At 72.5% G+C, this 15,200-nt stretch carries 13 protein-coding genes; 1 reads left to right on the top strand and 12 read right to left on the bottom strand.

The window, feature by feature from the left end:
• Positions 1-32: 32 nt before the first annotated feature.
• Positions 33-1,049: a glutathione S-transferase family protein gene (locus N865_RS13655; RefSeq protein WP_034806964.1), complete on the bottom strand. Its 1,017-nt coding sequence runs from the start codon at positions 1,047-1,049 to the stop codon at positions 33-35.
• An 84-nt stretch (positions 1,050-1,133) separates the two neighbouring features.
• Positions 1,134-1,910, bottom strand: coding sequence for an isocitrate lyase/PEP mutase family protein (locus N865_RS13650; protein WP_034806962.1), 777 nt, complete (start codon positions 1,908-1,910; stop codon positions 1,134-1,136).
• A 149-nt stretch (positions 1,911-2,059) separates the two neighbouring features.
• Between N865_RS13650 and N865_RS13645 the strand changes: the two genes are divergently transcribed.
• Positions 2,060-2,740 carry a GNAT family N-acetyltransferase gene (locus N865_RS13645; protein ID WP_034807006.1) on the top strand — a complete coding sequence of 227 codons (681 nt, stop codon included), beginning with the start codon at positions 2,060-2,062 and terminating at the stop codon, positions 2,738-2,740.
• On the opposite strand, the gene N865_RS13640 is transcribed toward N865_RS13645, so the two are convergent.
• The 10 genes from N865_RS13640 to N865_RS13595 form a co-directional block, all read right to left on the bottom strand.
• Complete coding sequence (locus N865_RS13640) at positions 2,715-3,914, bottom strand: ABC transporter permease (RefSeq protein WP_034806961.1); 1,200 nt, start codon at positions 3,912-3,914, stop codon at positions 2,715-2,717. The genes N865_RS13645 and N865_RS13640 overlap by 26 nt on opposite strands.
• Entirely contained in the window at positions 3,911-4,918 is a 1,008-nt protein-coding gene (locus N865_RS13635; RefSeq protein WP_084328225.1) for an ABC transporter ATP-binding protein, read from the bottom strand. Before N865_RS13635 ends, N865_RS13640 begins: the two co-directional genes overlap by 4 nt.
• An 85-nt stretch (positions 4,919-5,003) precedes the next feature.
• Entirely contained in the window at positions 5,004-6,308 is a 1,305-nt protein-coding gene (locus N865_RS13630) for an N-acetylmuramoyl-L-alanine amidase (protein WP_034806959.1), read from the bottom strand.
• Between the two features lie 211 nt (positions 6,309-6,519).
• Positions 6,520-6,843: a thioredoxin gene (trxA, locus tag N865_RS13625; RefSeq protein ID WP_034806957.1), complete on the bottom strand. Its 324-nt coding sequence runs from the start codon at positions 6,841-6,843 to the stop codon at positions 6,520-6,522.
• 102 nt (positions 6,844-6,945) lie between these two features.
• Complete coding sequence (gene trxB, locus N865_RS13620) at positions 6,946-8,028, bottom strand: thioredoxin-disulfide reductase (RefSeq protein ID WP_084328224.1); 1,083 nt, start codon at positions 8,026-8,028, stop codon at positions 6,946-6,948.
• Positions 8,029-8,252: 224 nt separating this feature from the next.
• Positions 8,253-9,170: a hypothetical protein gene (locus tag N865_RS13615; RefSeq protein WP_034806955.1), complete on the bottom strand. Its 918-nt coding sequence runs from the start codon at positions 9,168-9,170 to the stop codon at positions 8,253-8,255.
• A gap of 221 nt (positions 9,171-9,391) precedes the next feature.
• A complete protein-coding gene (sigM, locus tag N865_RS13610) occupies positions 9,392-9,964 on the bottom strand; it encodes an RNA polymerase sigma factor SigM (RefSeq protein ID WP_034806953.1) in 573 nt (190 codons plus the stop codon).
• A 2-nt stretch (positions 9,965-9,966) separates the two neighbouring features.
• Entirely contained in the window at positions 9,967-11,814 is a 1,848-nt protein-coding gene (locus N865_RS13605) for a protein kinase family protein (RefSeq protein WP_034806952.1), read from the bottom strand.
• Positions 11,815-11,980: 166 nt separating this feature from the next.
• Positions 11,981-14,377, bottom strand: coding sequence for a DUF6049 family protein (locus N865_RS13600; RefSeq protein ID WP_084328223.1), 2,397 nt, complete (start codon positions 14,375-14,377; stop codon positions 11,981-11,983).
• The gene (locus tag N865_RS13595; RefSeq protein WP_034806949.1) at positions 14,374-14,859 is read right to left on the bottom strand and encodes an NUDIX hydrolase; all 486 of its coding nucleotides are present in this window, start codon (positions 14,857-14,859) and stop codon (positions 14,374-14,376) included. The genes N865_RS13600 and N865_RS13595 overlap by 4 nt, the downstream gene beginning before the upstream one ends.
• Positions 14,860-15,200 lie beyond the last annotated feature (341 nt).

Here is a 15,200-nt window from a genome sequence, read left to right as displayed (position 1 = left end):
GGGAACCCAGCGGCATACGGGATGGGTCTCCGTCAGAGCAGCGCGAGGACGGGGTTGTGCTCCGGGGGGACGACCTCGCGCGGCGGCCCGGGAGGCGTGCCGTCGCCGAAGGGCGAACCGCCGAGCGACTCGCGTCCGTGCGGCTCCGCCCAGTTCGTGAGGTCGGGACCGCCGGGGATGATCCCGGTCGGGTTCACGTCGCGGTGGACGACGTAGTAGTGGGCCTTGATGTGGGTGAAGTCGACGGTGTCGCCGAAGCCCGGCGTCTGGAACAGGTCGCGGGCATAGGCCCACAGCGCAGGCAGCTCGATGAGCTTGTTGCGGTTGCACTTGAAGTGGCCGTGGTAGACCGTGTCGAACCGGACCAGCGTCGTGAAGAGCCGGATGTCGGCCTCGGTGATGTGGTCGCCGACGAGGTAGCGGCGGGTCGACAGGTGCTCCTCGAGGACGTCGAGGTGGCGCCACAGCCGCAGGTAGGCCTTGTCGTAGGCCGCCTGGGTCCCCGCGAAGCCGCACCGGTAGACGCCGTTGTTGACGAAGCGGTAGATCGGCTCGGAGACCTCCTCGATCTCGGCGCGCAGGTGCTCGGGGTAGAGGTCGGGGGCTCCCTCGCGGTGGAAGGCGGCCCACTCCGTCTCGAGGTCGATCGTGATCTGCTTGAAGTCGTTCGTGACGACGGCGCCGGTCGGGACATCGACGATCGCGGGGACCGTGATCCCCCGGGCGTACTGCGGGTCGCGCGCGAAGTAGGCATCCTGGATCCGGGGGATCCGAAGGACGGGGTCGACGTGGCCCGGGTCGAGATCGAAGGTCCAGCTCCGCCGGTCGTGGGTCGGTCCGCAGATCCCTATCGAGAGGGCGTCCTCGAGGCCGAGCAGCCGCCGCACGATGATCGCGCGGTTGGCCCAGGGACAGGCCCGCGACACGACGAGCCGGTAGCGCCCGGCCTCGACGGGGAAGCCGTCGCGGCCGTCGGCCGTGATTCGGGTCTCGATGTAGTTCGTGTCGCGCTTGAAGGTCGGCTCGACGTAGGTCCCCGGCTCGCTCATGCTACTCACCCTAGTTCGCGGTGGGGCGTGGCGCCGGGGACGGCGACCGTCCCGGACGCGGGTCGAGCCTGCCCCGTATGCCGCTCAGCTGAGCCGGCGGGTCCCCTCCGGGAGTGCCCCGCCGGAATGGGCCCGCTCGGCGAAGGACGCGAGCGCCGTGAGGGCGACGTTGAGGCTCCACGGCCCGAAGGAGACCCGGGCCACCCCGAGCCGCTGGAGGGTCTCGAGGGGGAGTGAGCCCGGCACGCCGATGACGTTGACCCGCTGTGGCCCCAGAGCCTCGACGAGGCGGGTCACGGTCGGCTCGTCGAGCAGGCCGGGCACGAAGAACGTCGACGCACCGGCGTCGAGGTAGGCCCGGCCGCGCTCGATGGCGTCGGCGAGGACGATCTCCGGGTCGAGCTCGCCCATCCTGAGGAACGCGTCGGTGCGGGCGTTGAGCACGAACGGGACGCCGGCCCTCTCGCCTGCGGCGACCGCAGCCTCGACGGCGCGCACCGCGTCCGGCAAGGGCCGCAGCTGGTCCTCGAGGTTGGCTCCGACCACGCCGACGTCGATGGCGCGGCTCACGGTCTCACCGGCGTCGCCGTATCCGGCCTCGAGGTCGGCCGTGACGGGGAGGTCGACCGCGGCGGCGACCCGTCCGACCGCGGCGATCATCTCGTCGCGGGGGATCTGCTCGCCGTCGGGATACCCGTGGCACGCGGCGATCGAGTGGCTCGCGGTGGCGATGGCCCGGGTTCCCGGCGTGTCGGCGACGACGCGGGCCGAGATGGCGTCCCAGACGTTGACGAGCACGAGGAGCTCGGGATCGGTGTGCAGGCGGAGGAGCTCGGTGGCCTTCTCGACGGGAGTCGTCACGCCTGCAAACCTAGCCCCTGGACTCGCGCCCTGCCGCACGAACCTGCCGCACGAACCTGCCGCACGACCTGACCGTGGTCCCGGATGCTGGCGCGGCGGCCCCGAGCGACACAATGGGGCCATGGCGTCACACGGGGCGGGTGCAGGGCATGCGTGAGCTGCGACCGCTGACTCCCGGCGACGTCGGTGACCTCCTCGCCCCCTGCGCACCGTGCACCTTCTGGCAGACCAGGCCCCATCACGGTCACGACCGGCCGGCCGAGCCGGAGCGGTTGCGCGCGGCGCTCGCGGCCTGGGTCGCCGAGGTCACCGAGGACTGGGGACCTCCCGGATACGTCGCCTACGTCGACGGCGAGCCGGCCGGCTACGTCCTGCACGCCCCTGCGCGGCTCGTCCCCCGTCTCGCAGCGTTCCCGACGGCCCCCTCCGACCCGGCCACCCTCATGCTCATCACCGCATGGACCTCGCCGTCCGTCTCCGGCAACGGCCTGCGCAAGGTCCTCGTCCAGGCCGCGGCCAAGGACGCCCTGCGCCACCAGGCCCGCTCGCTCGACGCCATCGCGGCCCGGCCGCTCGCGGTCGCCAGGCACGCGTGCGTCCTCGAGGTCGCACCCCTCGAGAAGCTCGGGTTCCGTGTCGAGCGCGACCACCCGGCATACCCACGCCTGCGACTCGACCTGCGCACGGTCGTCACGGTCAAGGACGAGGTCACGGCGTTCGTCTCGCGGGCCATCGCCCGGATCCCGGGCGCCCGGCCCGCGCCCGAGACGCACCCCGACGGCGCGACCCGGGCCCGCGAGGCGCTCAGCCGCCGCTCCCGGCACCGATGAGCTCCTTCACCTTGACGCGGTGCCCGGTGATGACGAGGGCCCGCCGGTAGATCGACGACGCGAGCCAGACGAGCAGGACCGACGTGGCGGCCGTCAGCACCATCGCGATGACGAGCTGGTAGGCCGGCACGTCGCCCGCCGCCCACCGGACCGGCATGGCGAGCGGTGCCGTGAACGGGAATATCGAGAGGGCGACGGCCCCCGGGCTCTCGGGGTTGCCAGACACGACGGTGATGGCGAGCAGGTACGAGACGGTCAGCGCGATCGTCACCGGCATGATCGCCGAGCCGACCTCGGTGATCTTGTCGACGAGCGCGGCCGCCGCCGCGAAGAGGAAGGCGTAGAGCACGAAGCCGAGGACGAACCAGGCGATTGCGAGGGCCAGGTCGGCGGTCGCGACGGGCGGCAGCTGGATGTTGTCGGTGACGCGCACCGCGACGGCGAGCGGCACGGCGAGCACGAACAGCTGGATGAGGGTGACGGTGCCGACCGCGCCCACCGTCCCGACCAGCACCTGGCTCGGCCGGAGGACCGCCAGGAGCACCTCCGAGATCCGGGTGGACTTCTCCATGGCAACCGTCGTGGCGATGGCGTTCCCGGCGAAGGTCAGCGCGAGGAAGAGCACGATCCCCACCGCGATGCCGACGCCGGCCCGAGACTCGCTCGAGACCTTGGCGACCGTGACCTGGCGCGGCGGGCGCACCGACATCACGTCGACGATCTGGGCGGGAGTCAGCCCCGCCCCGAGGAGCTTGCGCGAGGTCTCGAGCGCGACGACCGACTGGCCGACGACGACGGGGAAGGTCCCGCCGGCAGTCCTCGAGGTGTAGAGCGAGTCGCCGGAGAGCCCGACGGTGGCGTCCCCGTTGACCACCGCGGCCCGCACCCCCGCGTCGTCGGGGCGGGACACGTAGGTGACCGTGAAGCCGGAGGCACGCCCTGCCGCGTCGATGGTGGCCATCAGGGTGGTGGGGGCCGTGCCGACCGTCGCGAGGGTGTAGGTCGTGGGGCCGCCGCTCAGCAGTTGCGGCACCACCACGGCAGCCACCGAGAGGATGAGGAGCAGCCCGGTCACGATCCGGAACGTCCGAGACCTGACGTTTTCCACGAGCCCGCGTTCGGCCACGAGCGCGGTGCCCCGCCACCAGGCGCTCATCCCGCCCATGCCGGTCATGGACGCCTCCCTGCGGGCTCGGATGAACCGGCAGGCTGGGTGGAATCGCCAGGCCGGGTGGAACCATCAGGCCGGGTGGAACCATCAGGCCGGGTGGAACCGGCCACACCGGGCTCGACGACTGCTGCCAGGAACAGCTGGGACAGCGTCGGAAGCTCGAGCCCGAAGTCGACGACCCGGCCGGCCCGACGCGCCGCGTCGAGGACGACGAGCGGGTCGGTCCCGAGAGGGACGTCGAGGCGCAGGTCGTCGGCCTCGTCGTCGATCACGGAGACTTCCGGGAAGGCGCCCAACCAGGCCCGGCTCGGTGCCTCGACGTGCAGGCGGAGCTGGCGCCGACCGGACGAGGCCCGCAGCTCGGCGACGCTCCCGTCGAGCACCGTCCGCCCGTGGTCGACCATGACGATCTCCTCGCACAGGTCCTGCACGAGGTCGAGCTGGTGGCTGGAGAAGAGCAGCGTGCACCCGGCTCGGGCCCGCTGTCGCAGCGTCCCGGAGAGGCTCGCCACCGCAACGGGGTCGAGCCCGCTGAACGGCTCGTCGAGGACGATCACCTCGGGTTCGTGGACGAGGGCCGTGGCGAGCTGGAGGCGCTGCTGCATGCCCCCGGAGAGCTTGTCCGTGCGCCCGCTCCACCGGTCCGCGAGATCGAGCTCCTCGAGCAGGATGCGGGCCCTGCTCGTCGCATCGTGCCGCGACAGTCCGTGCAGCCGCCCGAAGTGCACGACCTGGTCGCCCACCGGCATGCCGGGGTAGAGCCCACGCTCCTGCGGCATGTAGCCCCAGCGGCGGCGGTCCTCGTCGTCGACGGGACGGCCGTCGAAGAGGACCTCCCCGCGGGCCGGTGGCAGCACCCCGAGCATGATGCGCATGAGGGTGGTCTTGCCGGCCCCGTTGGGCCCGAGCAGCCCGGTGAGCACGCCGCGGGTCACGTCGAAGCTCACCTCGTCGAGGGCGACCCGCTCCCCGAAGGCGTAGGTGACCCCTCGCACCTCGAGCCCCATGCTTCGACCCTACGCTCGGCCCGGCCGGCATCCAGTCGTTTCCGCGCGACAGTGACGGCCGGAACAGCGGTGGGTCGGGCCGCCATCAGGTCCCGGTGCGGTCGCCCACGCCGATCTGGTGCTCGCGCATCGCCTCGAGGTGACGACGGAGGTCGTCGAGACGGAGCACGCCCGTCATCGAGGGGTCGGCCTCGCCGAGGTAGAGGCGCTGGAGCGCGACGACGACCGACTCGGCGATGAGGTCGAGGGTCTGCGGGTCGGCCAGGGCCGTCCGGTCGCCGAGATGGCTGAGGTAGCCGAAGTCGAGGCGGATCGCAGGCATGCGGGTGCGGCGGAGGAGCGGCCACGTGCGCGGGTGGGACCGGCAGTCCGTGAGACCGGTGCGGGCGACGACCTCGCGCAGGAGCAGGTCGGCGAAGTGCTCGCCGATCGTCGACCAGCCGCCGTGGTCGGTGTGACCGTAGAAGAAGGTCGCCACCCCGTGTGCCGAGCCCGACTCCGTGTGGTCGGTGTGGAGGGACAGGACGAGGTCGGCGTTGCAGGAGTTGGCGAACGAGGCGCGCTCCTCGTCGCTCCCGCCCGTCCCGGAGGTGCGGGTGAAGACGACGTTGACGCCGTGGGCCGACAGGCGGCCCTCGACGTGGCGCGCCAGCTCGAGCGCGAGCTCGGCCTCGACCATCCCCTGGGGGCCGATGGCCCCCGTTTCGGCGCCACCGTGCCCCGGGTCGAGGACGATCGTGCGTCCGGCAAGGTTGAACCCGCTGCGGCGCAGATGCTCGCGCTCGCGCAGGGCGTTGGCCGACCCCCCGCTCACCGAGCGCCGGAGCGCCGCGAACGAGCGCATCGTCTCGGGTCCCACCGTGCCGTCCGGGGTCAGCCCGACGGCCGTCTGGAAGGACCGCAGCGCCGCGTCCGTCTCGGGGCCGTGGATGCCGTCGACCTTGCCCGGGCGGAAGCCGAGCTCGAGCAGGCGCGCCTGGAGGGCCGCGACGTCATCGCCCTCGACGTGCTGGCCGGGGTCGAAGCGCAGCACCCGGTCACCGAGCGTCCACCGCGCGCCGTCGAGGACGGCATACGTCGAGCGTCCGACGAGGCCGTCGACGATGAGCCCGCGACGTTGCTGGAACGACTTGACGGCCCGTTCGACATGCTCGTCGAAGACGTCGCGCGGGGCGGTGCCGTTGGAGCCGTTCCTCTCCGCCTGGTCCGACGCGTGACTCGACGCATGGTCCGACGCATGGTCCGACGCATGGTCCGACGCATGGCCCGGGTGCAGGTCGCGCTGGTGGTGGGGCTCGAGGTCGCCCGTGATGAGCAGTCGCTCACGGACGGCGGCGACAGCCGGCCCGGAGTCGCCTCGGCGGAGCACGATGACAGAGCTGGGGGTCACCGGCGGCTCCCTTCCAGAAAGGATGTGGGCCACGCTCGCCTCGTCGGGCGGATGGCTACGGACGATCGGTGTGCTGGTCGGGCCGGCGCGCAGAGGTGGTGGCGCCGTGCGGACCCCTCCAAGGATGCCCCATGCCGGACGCCCCACGGCCGCAAAGGGCACGTGGGGCGATTCCGGGCACGGCGACGAGCATCGCCGTGGGGACGGCGTCTCAGCCGATGAACTCCTCGAGCTCACGGAGCAGCTTGGGCTTGGGGTGCGCGCCGATGATCGACTTGACGACCTGGCCCTTGACGTAGACGTTGAGCGTCGGGATCGACACCACGCCGTACTGCGCGGCGGTGTGCTGGTTCTCGTCGGTGTCGAGCTTGACGACCTCGATCTTGTCGCCGTACTGCGCGGCGATCTCCTCGAGGATCGGGGCGACCTTGCGGCACGGCCCGCACCATGTGGCCCAGAAGTCGACGAGGACGGGCTTCTCGCTCAGGAGGACGTCGTCGGCGAAGGTCGCATCGGTCGTGGACTTCAGTGCCATGAAGGTTCCTTTTCGGTATGCCGCTGGGTTGCGGGCCGCGTCACGTGCCGCGGGTGGGGGGTGGGGGACAGGGGCGCGGTGAGTTTCGGGTGTGCCCCGAGACTAGGAGTGCCTGCCGACGACGGTGGTCGTGAACAGGGCGGAGGTCGCCGCGGACAGGGCGCCCTCGGCGGGCTCCTCGACGGGGTCGGACTCGTCGATCCGGCGGGCCTCGGCCGCCGCGGCCGTGGGGGTGGAGGTGTCCACGAGGGCGGCGAGGTAGTGCTCGGCGTCGAGGGCGGCCGAGCAGCCGGATCCCGCAGCGGTGATCGCCTGGCGGTACGTGTGGTCGACGAGGTCGCCGCAGGCGAAGACCCCGGGAACGTTGGTGCGCGTGGAGCGGCCGTCGACGAGGACGTAGCCGGCCTCGTCGAGGGCGACCTCGGCGGCCTCACCCGTGCGGAGCAGCTCGTTGCGGGGGTCGTGCCCGATGGCGACGAAGAGCCCGGTGACGGCGAGCGCGCGGGTCTCGCCCGTCTGCGTGTCGCGCAGGGTCACGCCGGTGAGCTTGCCGTCGCCGTGGATCTCGGCCACCTCGGAGTTCCAGGCGAAGCGGATCTTGTCGTTGGAGAGCGCGCGGTCGGCCATGATCTTGCTCGCGCGCAGCTCGTCGCGGCGGTGGATGATCGTCACCGTGCGGGCGAACTTCGTCAGGAAGGTCGCCTCCTCGATGGCCGAGTCGCCGCCGCCCACGACCGCGATGTCCTGGTCGCGGAAGAAGAAGCCGTCACACGTCGCACACCAGCTCACGCCGTGGCCGGAGAGCTCCTTCTCGTTGGGCAGGCCGAGCTCGCGGTAGGCCGAGCCCATCGCGAGGATGACCGCCCTGGCCCGGTGGACGGTGCCCTCACCATCGGTGACCGTCTTGATGTCGCCGTCGAGGGAGACCGCGGTGACGTCGTCGGTGACGAGCTCGGCACCGAAGCGCTCGGCCTGGGCGCGCATGTTCTCCATGAGGTCCGGACCCATGATGCCGTCACGGAACCCCGGGAAGTTCTCGACCTCGGTCGTGTTCATCAGGGCGCCGCCGGCCGTGACCGCGCCCTCGAAGACGAGAGGCGCCAGGTTGGCGCGGGCGGCGTACACGGCGGCGGTGTAGCCGGCCGGGCCGGAGCCGATGATGATGACGTTGCGGACGTCGGACATACGTGGTGCTCCTCGAGAACGCTCGTGTGCGGTGCCCGGTTGCTGGAACTGGCCAGGACGGGCGGTGCTGCGGGCTGGATGGTCGGCTTTCGTCCGACTGAGGCCCGCGTAGGCCACAACCGATCCTAGGTGCTCGTTGTTCCCCCGCCCCCCGCCGGCGCGTCGCGCATGGCGGGCCGGTGGCGGGGCCCGGTGGATGGTGTGAATGGAGTGGTCGGTGTGGTTCAGGGGACCGGTGTGGCGGGGTGGAGCACGTGCGCATCGCCCGTCGAGCAGGTCCGGCCGACGACGTACGCGGTGTCGCCCGAGGCGGACGAGGACACGATGACGACGGCGGGCCGCCCGTCGAAGAAGGCCAGGTCGGCGTGCACCGGCTGGTTCGTCGGCACTCCGAGCGCGCCGAGGCAGGACGTGAGGCCCGTCTCGGTGGCCACCGGGCCCAGATGGGGTGCCTCGGCGGCGAGCGGCGGCAGGGCCGGCACGGGGTGGGACACCAGCCGTCGGGCCAGGGTGGGCAGCGACGCCGCGTCGTATGCCGTGGCGCTCACCTGGATGTGCAGGTTGGCGTTCGTCGGCCCGGGCAGGGGAGACACGGGCACGGAGCCCGTCGGCAGGAGGCTCGACGGCACGGGGCCCGGCGTGCCGATGGTCGCCCCCCTGTCGCCGAGGGAGGCGGAACCGGTGGGGGTGGGGCTGGTCGCGGTCATCGTCGTGTCCCCGAGGGCCGCGGCGACGTTGGGCCGCTTCGTCAGGTGCAGGGCCGAGGCGCCGACCGCGACGACAGCAGCCGCCGCGGCAGCGGCGGCGACGGCGAGGAGGGGGCGAGGACGTTGGCGCCGGCGGATCAGGGGGATGAGGACCGCGTCGTCGAGGTCGATCGCCCGGGTCGGTGCGGGGTCGACGCGCAGCCGTGCCTCCTCGGCCAGGGCGGCCTCGATCCGCGCGGCGACATCACCCGGCATCGGTCCCGGGTCCGACGCGGCGGCGAGCAGGGCCCGGACCCGGGCCTCGCTCAGCGGGTCGAGATCGGGCAGCGGACCTTCGTCCTCGAGCTCGTGGTGGTCGAGGTCGTCGGCAGCGGGGGTGGGCGTCGACCTGGGGTCGGTGGCGTCGGGCTCTGGGGTGTTCGCGGACTGGTCCACGGGTCTGTCCTTCGTGCTGGCGTCGGCTGACGGTGGCGGTGTCGGCCCCGTTCGAGACCGCCGGGCGTGCTGGTGGAGCGGGTGATGTGTGTCAGGAGGGTCGGGTGGTGCGGGGATCGAGCTGCGCGCGGTCCGAGCAGGACGGTCGCCGGGTCTCTGACGAGCCCGGGCGTGGCGTGGTTCCCATCGGGACCGCTGTTTCGGCGCTTCGGGCCACGCGTTCAGACCTCGTGCGCCGCGCGCCGACCGGGAGTGAGCCCGAGCTCCTTGGCGAGGGCGGCCCGGCCGCGGGCGCACCGGGACTTGATCGTGCCCTCTGCCACGCCGAGGATCTCGGCCGCCTCGGCGACCGGGATCGCGTGCATGTCGACGAGCACGAGGGCCGCCCGCTGCCCCTCGGGGAGCCGGGCCAGGGCCTGCTGGACGTCGAGCCGGACCTCGGTCGAGGAGTGGTGGTCGTGCGGGTCGCCGAGCTCGTACTCGGGAAGCTCGCTCGTCGGCCGTCGCCGACGCAGCCGGTCGAGGCAGGCGTTGACGACGATCCGGTGCAGCCAGGTCGTCACGGCGGCATCGCCCCGGAACGAGTCCGCCCGGCGGAAGGCTGCGATGAACCCGTCCTGGACGGCGTCGGCGGCGAGCTCAGGGTCGCGGCACGTTCGCAGCGCGACGGCCCACATCCGGTCCCGGTGCCGCCGGAAGAGCTCGCCGAAGGCCTGCGCCTCGCCCGCGACGTGGGCCTCGAGCAGCTCCCGGTCGCTCAGGTCGGCGAGCGGGACGGCACGAACACCGTCCAACGTCAGCGCACCGTCACTTCGTTGATCTGCGCTCGGTAGTGGTTGGGCGCCTCGGCGGGGGCCGGCTTCGTGACCCAGACGATGAGCTTCGTCGCCGGCTGCGTCGGCTGGTCGGCGTTGATCGTGACGGTGCCCTGGGCGTCGGTCACCGACCCGATCCGCTGGGCGCCGTCGAGCGAGCCGGCGTTCGCGGCGTAGACGATCACATCTTGGGCGGCGGGAAGGACGAGCTGCACCTGCTTGATGGCCGTCGGCGCGCTGAGGTCGAGGATGACCCCGACGCCGTCCTTGCGGCGGTTGTATGTCGGCGAGCCGTACCACCGCGAGCGCCAACCGGTGGATGGGTCGCCGTCGTAGACGAGCTTGACGAGCTGGTCGGCCTCGGTGTTGTCGTCCTGGGGGTCGAAGCCCGTTCCCCCGACGATCGCCAGGGTGGTCGGTGCGGGCGTCTCCGCCGTCGTCGTCGGCGCCTGGGTGGTGGTCGAGGGGCTCGACTGTTGCGTCGTGGTCGTTCGGCTCGGCTTCGCCGAGGCCACCTGTCCCGCCACGGTCCCGTCGTGCGTGCCGATCTTGGCGACGTTGTTGATCCCGATGACGAGGGCGATGAGGACGAGAACCCCGACGATCGCGAGGGCGATCCGGGACTGCGTGCCGGACGGGCGTTCCTCGACCCCGTGGCCGAAGACGGGAACCGGTGGCTCGAGCGGGGTCGGCGGCGCCTCGTCGAGAGCCTCGGTGAGGTGGATGTCCTCGCCCGGGAAGTCGTCGTTGGCGGAGCGGCGCTCGGCGGCTCGCGCCGCAGCACGGTCGGCGGCCGCCCGGGCGAACGAACCGACGCGACTGCCGATACCGGCCGCAGCACCCGCCGCAGCACCCGCCGCGGCACCGGCCGCGGCCGCCGTGGTCGCGCCTGCGGCTCCCGGAGTCGGACCCGGGCCGACCGGGCGCCCGTCGGGTCCGACCTGGACCCGGCCGGAGTCCGCGGTGCTTCGAGGATCTCGTGGCTGGCCCGCGACGGCCGGAAGGACCTGCGTCGAACGCTGGTCGTCTCGGGCGGGGGGCAGGCGGATGCCGCTCGCCCCGTCGGACACGGGAGGCTCGGGCGGCCACGGCGCGATCTGCAGGGCGAGGTCGCCGGGGGAGATCGGTCCCCGGTCGTTGTTGAGGGTCAGCCGGCAGATCATGTCGAGGTCGTTGGGGACCCCGGCGACGATCTCGGACGGCGCCGCGAACCCGCCGATGACGGTGGGCGCCGGCTCGAGACCGATCGCCGGACCGAGTCCGGCCCGGTCGAGAGCCCGCGCCGGCCACCTGGCGGTGAGACCGGCATACGTGATGCGGACGAGGCCGATGGCGTCGACTCGCGAGGCCCGCTTGTCGGAGACGATGTCCGCCTCGGTGAGGGCGGCCTCGGTGGCCACGCCACGCACCTTGACCCCGCCGTCGGGCATCCGGAGGATGGCCCACGGCGTGAGGGCCAGGTGGTGCAGGCCGCGGTGGCTCGCCTTCTCGAGGGCGCTCGCCGCCTCGCCGGTGAGGCGACGCACCTCTTCGGGTGGCAGGCCGCCGCTCCGGAGCAGCTGGGTCATCGGGATGGCGCCGGTCAACGGCTCCTCGACGATGAACCCGATGCCGTGGTCGGAGCCGACGTCGAGGACCCGGACGAGACGGGGGTCCTCGATGCCGGCCGCACGCCGGGCCGCGTCGAGGGCACCGGGCGCGACCCGCGAGCCGGCGGGGAAGCAGACGAGGACGACCTCGCGGTCGAGGGTGTGGTCGCTGGCCCGCCAGCGTTCGTGGTGGGCGCCCTCGGACATCCGGAGGGTGACCGCGTAGCGGCCCCCGAACACCGATCCTGGCCCGACCCCGTGCACCCTCGCCTCACCCCTTCGCTCGTCGTCGTCTCGTGTTGTCGTGATGTCGTCGTGATGTCGTCGTCTGGTGAGCCACCCGGTGGGATGCCTCCCGCTTCGCGTCGCTCTGCGGCCATCCTAGGGCGAGACGACGTCAGGAGCGTCACGCCTCGTCGTCGCGCTTCGCCCTTTCGTGCGTCGCCGACCCGGGCCTGGCGCCCGACGTGGTCTCGTCCCGCGAGGCGCCGGAGGGCTCGTCGAAGGCCTCCGACCCGGAGTCCCCTGCCTGCCCGGCGGGGGGTGCGGCCGAGGCGTCCTCGAGGTCGCCCTCGAGGACGTCGATGTCACCGATCTCGTCGATCCGCGACGTGCCGCGCCAGATCGTCCGCGCGACGCCGGCGAGCAGGACGAGCCCGACGAGGATGCCGCCGACCCAGTAGATCGTCCCGTCGATCGGGTTGGCCGTCACCGGGATGACCGCGGGCGAGCCGATCGGCGTCCCGTCGGACGTCGTGAGGTAGGCGCGGATGTCGGCCCGCCCGGCCGCGACGGCCCGGATCCGCACGGGGACGTTCGTCTTCGACCCCGGCCCGATCGTGATCGGGCCGGGTTGCTCGACGACCTGGAGGCGCGGGTTCGTCGGCTCGAGACGCAGGCGGATGTCGTCGACGGCATAGTCGAGGCCGTTCTCGACGGTCACCTGGAGGGTGCCGTTCTCGGCGAGGAAGTTGACGGTCCGGCCGACGACCCGGATGGCGCTCGTCGCGGCCCGGGTGTCGGCGATGACGGAGTTGGCGAGCGTGGTCCACGCCTCCGGCTCGTAGCGCCAGCGGACGCTCGCGAGCTCGTCGAGCAGCTCTCCGTAGGTGCGTGCGAAGGCCTCTCCGTCCTCGAGGACCGTCGCGACCCGCAGGAGCGTCTCGCGCTGGGCGGCCATGAGCCTGAGCCGGGCGGCCGTGAGCGTGGGCGGAGGTGCGTCGGACGGGACGGGACGGGCCGGCACCTGGGCCGGGACGGGCTTGTCGCCCCCGCCCCGGGCGAGGAGCGACGACGCGTCGACGGGCTGCAGCCACGGCACGTTCGTCGCCGTCGCGAGGAACGAGGCGAGGCCGCTCTCGTCGGGGTCGTACGTGCGCGGGGCGGCGAGGAGCACGGACCGTGGGGTGCCGGGGCGCTCGCGGACGAGCACGAGCGTCTCGGCGAGGAACCGCTGCGTCGAGAGCACCGGGGTGGCCTCGGAACGGTTCGGCAGGAGGGCGGAGAGCCGCTCGTCGTAGGCGAGGAGCGGGGTCCCCGAGGCGGTGACCCGCCTCGCCGTGGGGGTGTATGCCGTCGAGCTGGTCACGGCCTGCTCGTTGACGACGATCCCGGCGGGCTTGCGGACGGTCGTCGCGGAGAAGAGCGTCTTGAGCCCGCGCTCGCGACCGGGGGGCAGCAGGCCGTCGACGGGCCAGGCGATGTCGCGTCTCGTCTTCTCCCCGACGGTGGCGTCGACGATCGACGACCGGTTGACGAGGTGGCGCATGAGCGAGTTGGTGGGATCGACCGTCACCGTCGCGGCGAGGTCGGCGTCCGCGTAGGGCAGGGCCCAGAGCGAGTGGCCCCGCAGCTGCGCGGCGAGCTGGTCGGACAGGGCCGTGACGCTGTCGGCCTGGCCGGTCTGCGTCGGTGACGGGCTCGTCGGTGTGCCCGCGTCCGTCGAGGACCCGGTGGGGGTGGTCGCCGTGGCGGAGGGCGCCTTCGTCGGCGCCGGAAGACCCGTGTCGGGTCCGAAGACCGACGGGTCGACGGCGAGCGTGACGGGCGTGCCCTTCGTCCCGTCGACGATCCGCCGGATCCGGGAGTCGGGGCCGATCGTCCGGCGCCAGGCCGCCTCGCGGGTCGCCGTGTTGCGGGAGAACAGGTCGAGCTCGGGATCGAGCGTCACGGGCAGGACCGCCGCGAGCTGGAGGGGGACGTACTCCTTGCGCTGCTGCCAGGCCAGGAAGGTCCGCGTCACGCCGGTCGGGACGGTGGCGCCCTCCTGGTCGACCTCGATCGAGATCGGGAGCGGGGCGAAGGCCTCGGTGGACCTCACCTTCCCCGCTGGGAGCGTCACGGTGAACGGCTTGGTCTGCCCGGCCGCCACGCTCCCGACCGGCGTGGAGACGAGCTCGCGACCGGCCGCCGCAGTCGTGCCCCGGGACCAGGCGTCGATCGCGGCGCGCTGGGTCAGGTCAGCGGTGCCGAGGACGACCCGCAGGCTCGGGCCGGTGAGGGGCCCCGAGGCGGGCGCCGTGAGCGTGCCCCGGATGACGACCTCGTCCCCGGGGGCGACGACGGTGGGTGTGACGGCGGTGAGGGTGATGATGGCCCGGTTGGCGTCGGGGACGACCTTCGGCAGGGCGTCCGGGGTCTTCCCGACGGGCGCAGCCTCCGTGGACGCGACGACCACCATCGCGCCGCTGCCGGTCACCGCCGGGGCGGCCGCCAGGGCGGCGAAGAGGGCGAGCAGCAGCGAGACGGGCGTGACGAGGGCGGCCGCTCGGCGCCCGGTGCGCCGTGACCCCCGATGGTTCACGTCGTCCCTGCCAACCGGTTCCACGCCGCCTGAGCGATGCGACGTTCGTTGGGGAAGGTGAGCCGCCGGTGGACCTCGTCGAGGCGCATCCACGCGACGTCGATCGCCTCGTGGTCGGGGTCGTTGTCGATGGTCAGCTCCCCGCCGGTGGCCTCGAGAAGGTAGTGGTGCACGTACTTGTGGACGCGCTTGGTCGAGGTCGCGAACCAGTAGTCGATGGTGCCGAGCTCGATGAGCACGCGCCCGATGATGCCAGTCTCCTCGGCGACCTCACGGGCTGCGGTCTCGACCAGGGTCTCACCCGGCTCGACGTGACCCTTGGGCAGGCACCACTCGACCTTCCCGGCGCGGTTGCGCCGGGCGATGATCGCGATGAGGGCCAGGCCCTCCCGGACGTCGACGATGATCCCTCCGGCAGAGCGCTCCTCGACCGCGGGCAGACGCCTCCCCTGCACGTGGCTGGGAATGGGCTGCGCGGTCACATCGCCACCATAACGACTCGGCCCCGAAACCTCTCAGCCGTGGACGTCACCACGCGTGCCTCACGCACGTGCCGAGCGGCATACGGAGGGGCCGTATGCCGCTGGGCCGGCTCTCGGCGCGACGCGCCCTCGGGGGCAGGCCCACAGAGGTTTGCGAAAGCCAGACCATTTCCTGGAGAAGAATTTACCTTTCACGCGGACGGCTCGAGCCACTCCAGTGGGCCTCGTGGGACACCTCGAGTGGCGCCCCGACGTCGTTGGACAGAGCCTGTTAGAAGTCTGAGATTCCTCTGTGAGACAAGCGATTTCGCCCGCTCGCTCCGGTCGGACGAACGAGAGGC

Origin of the sequence: Intrasporangium oryzae NRRL B-24470 (genome assembly GCF_000576595.1) — a bacterium.
GTDB lineage: Bacteria > Actinomycetota > Actinomycetes > Actinomycetales > Dermatophilaceae > Intrasporangium_C > Intrasporangium_C oryzae.
The sequence above is the reverse complement of the archived record's forward strand: the minus strand, read 5'-3'. Positions and strand labels throughout refer to the sequence as shown.

Excerpts from the sequence above, each read along its gene's own strand:
- N865_RS13640 (WP_034806961.1), bottom strand. The coding sequence starts at position 3,914 with ATGACCGGCATGGGCGGGATGAGCGCCTGGTGGCGGGGCACCGCGCTC.
- trxB (WP_084328224.1), bottom strand. The coding sequence starts at position 8,028 with ATGTCCGACGTCCGCAACGTCATCATCATCGGCTCCGGCCCGGCCGGC.
- trxA (WP_034806957.1), bottom strand. The coding sequence starts at position 6,843 with ATGGCACTGAAGTCCACGACCGATGCGACCTTCGCCGACGACGTCCTC.
- N865_RS13645 (WP_034807006.1), top strand. The coding sequence starts at position 2,060 with ATGCGTGAGCTGCGACCGCTGACTCCCGGCGACGTCGGTGACCTCCTC.
- N865_RS13635 (WP_084328225.1), bottom strand. The coding sequence starts at position 4,918 with ATGGGGCTCGAGGTGCGAGGGGTCACCTACGCCTTCGGGGAGCGGGTC.
- N865_RS13655 (WP_034806964.1), bottom strand. The coding sequence starts at position 1,049 with ATGAGCGAGCCGGGGACCTACGTCGAGCCGACCTTCAAGCGCGACACG.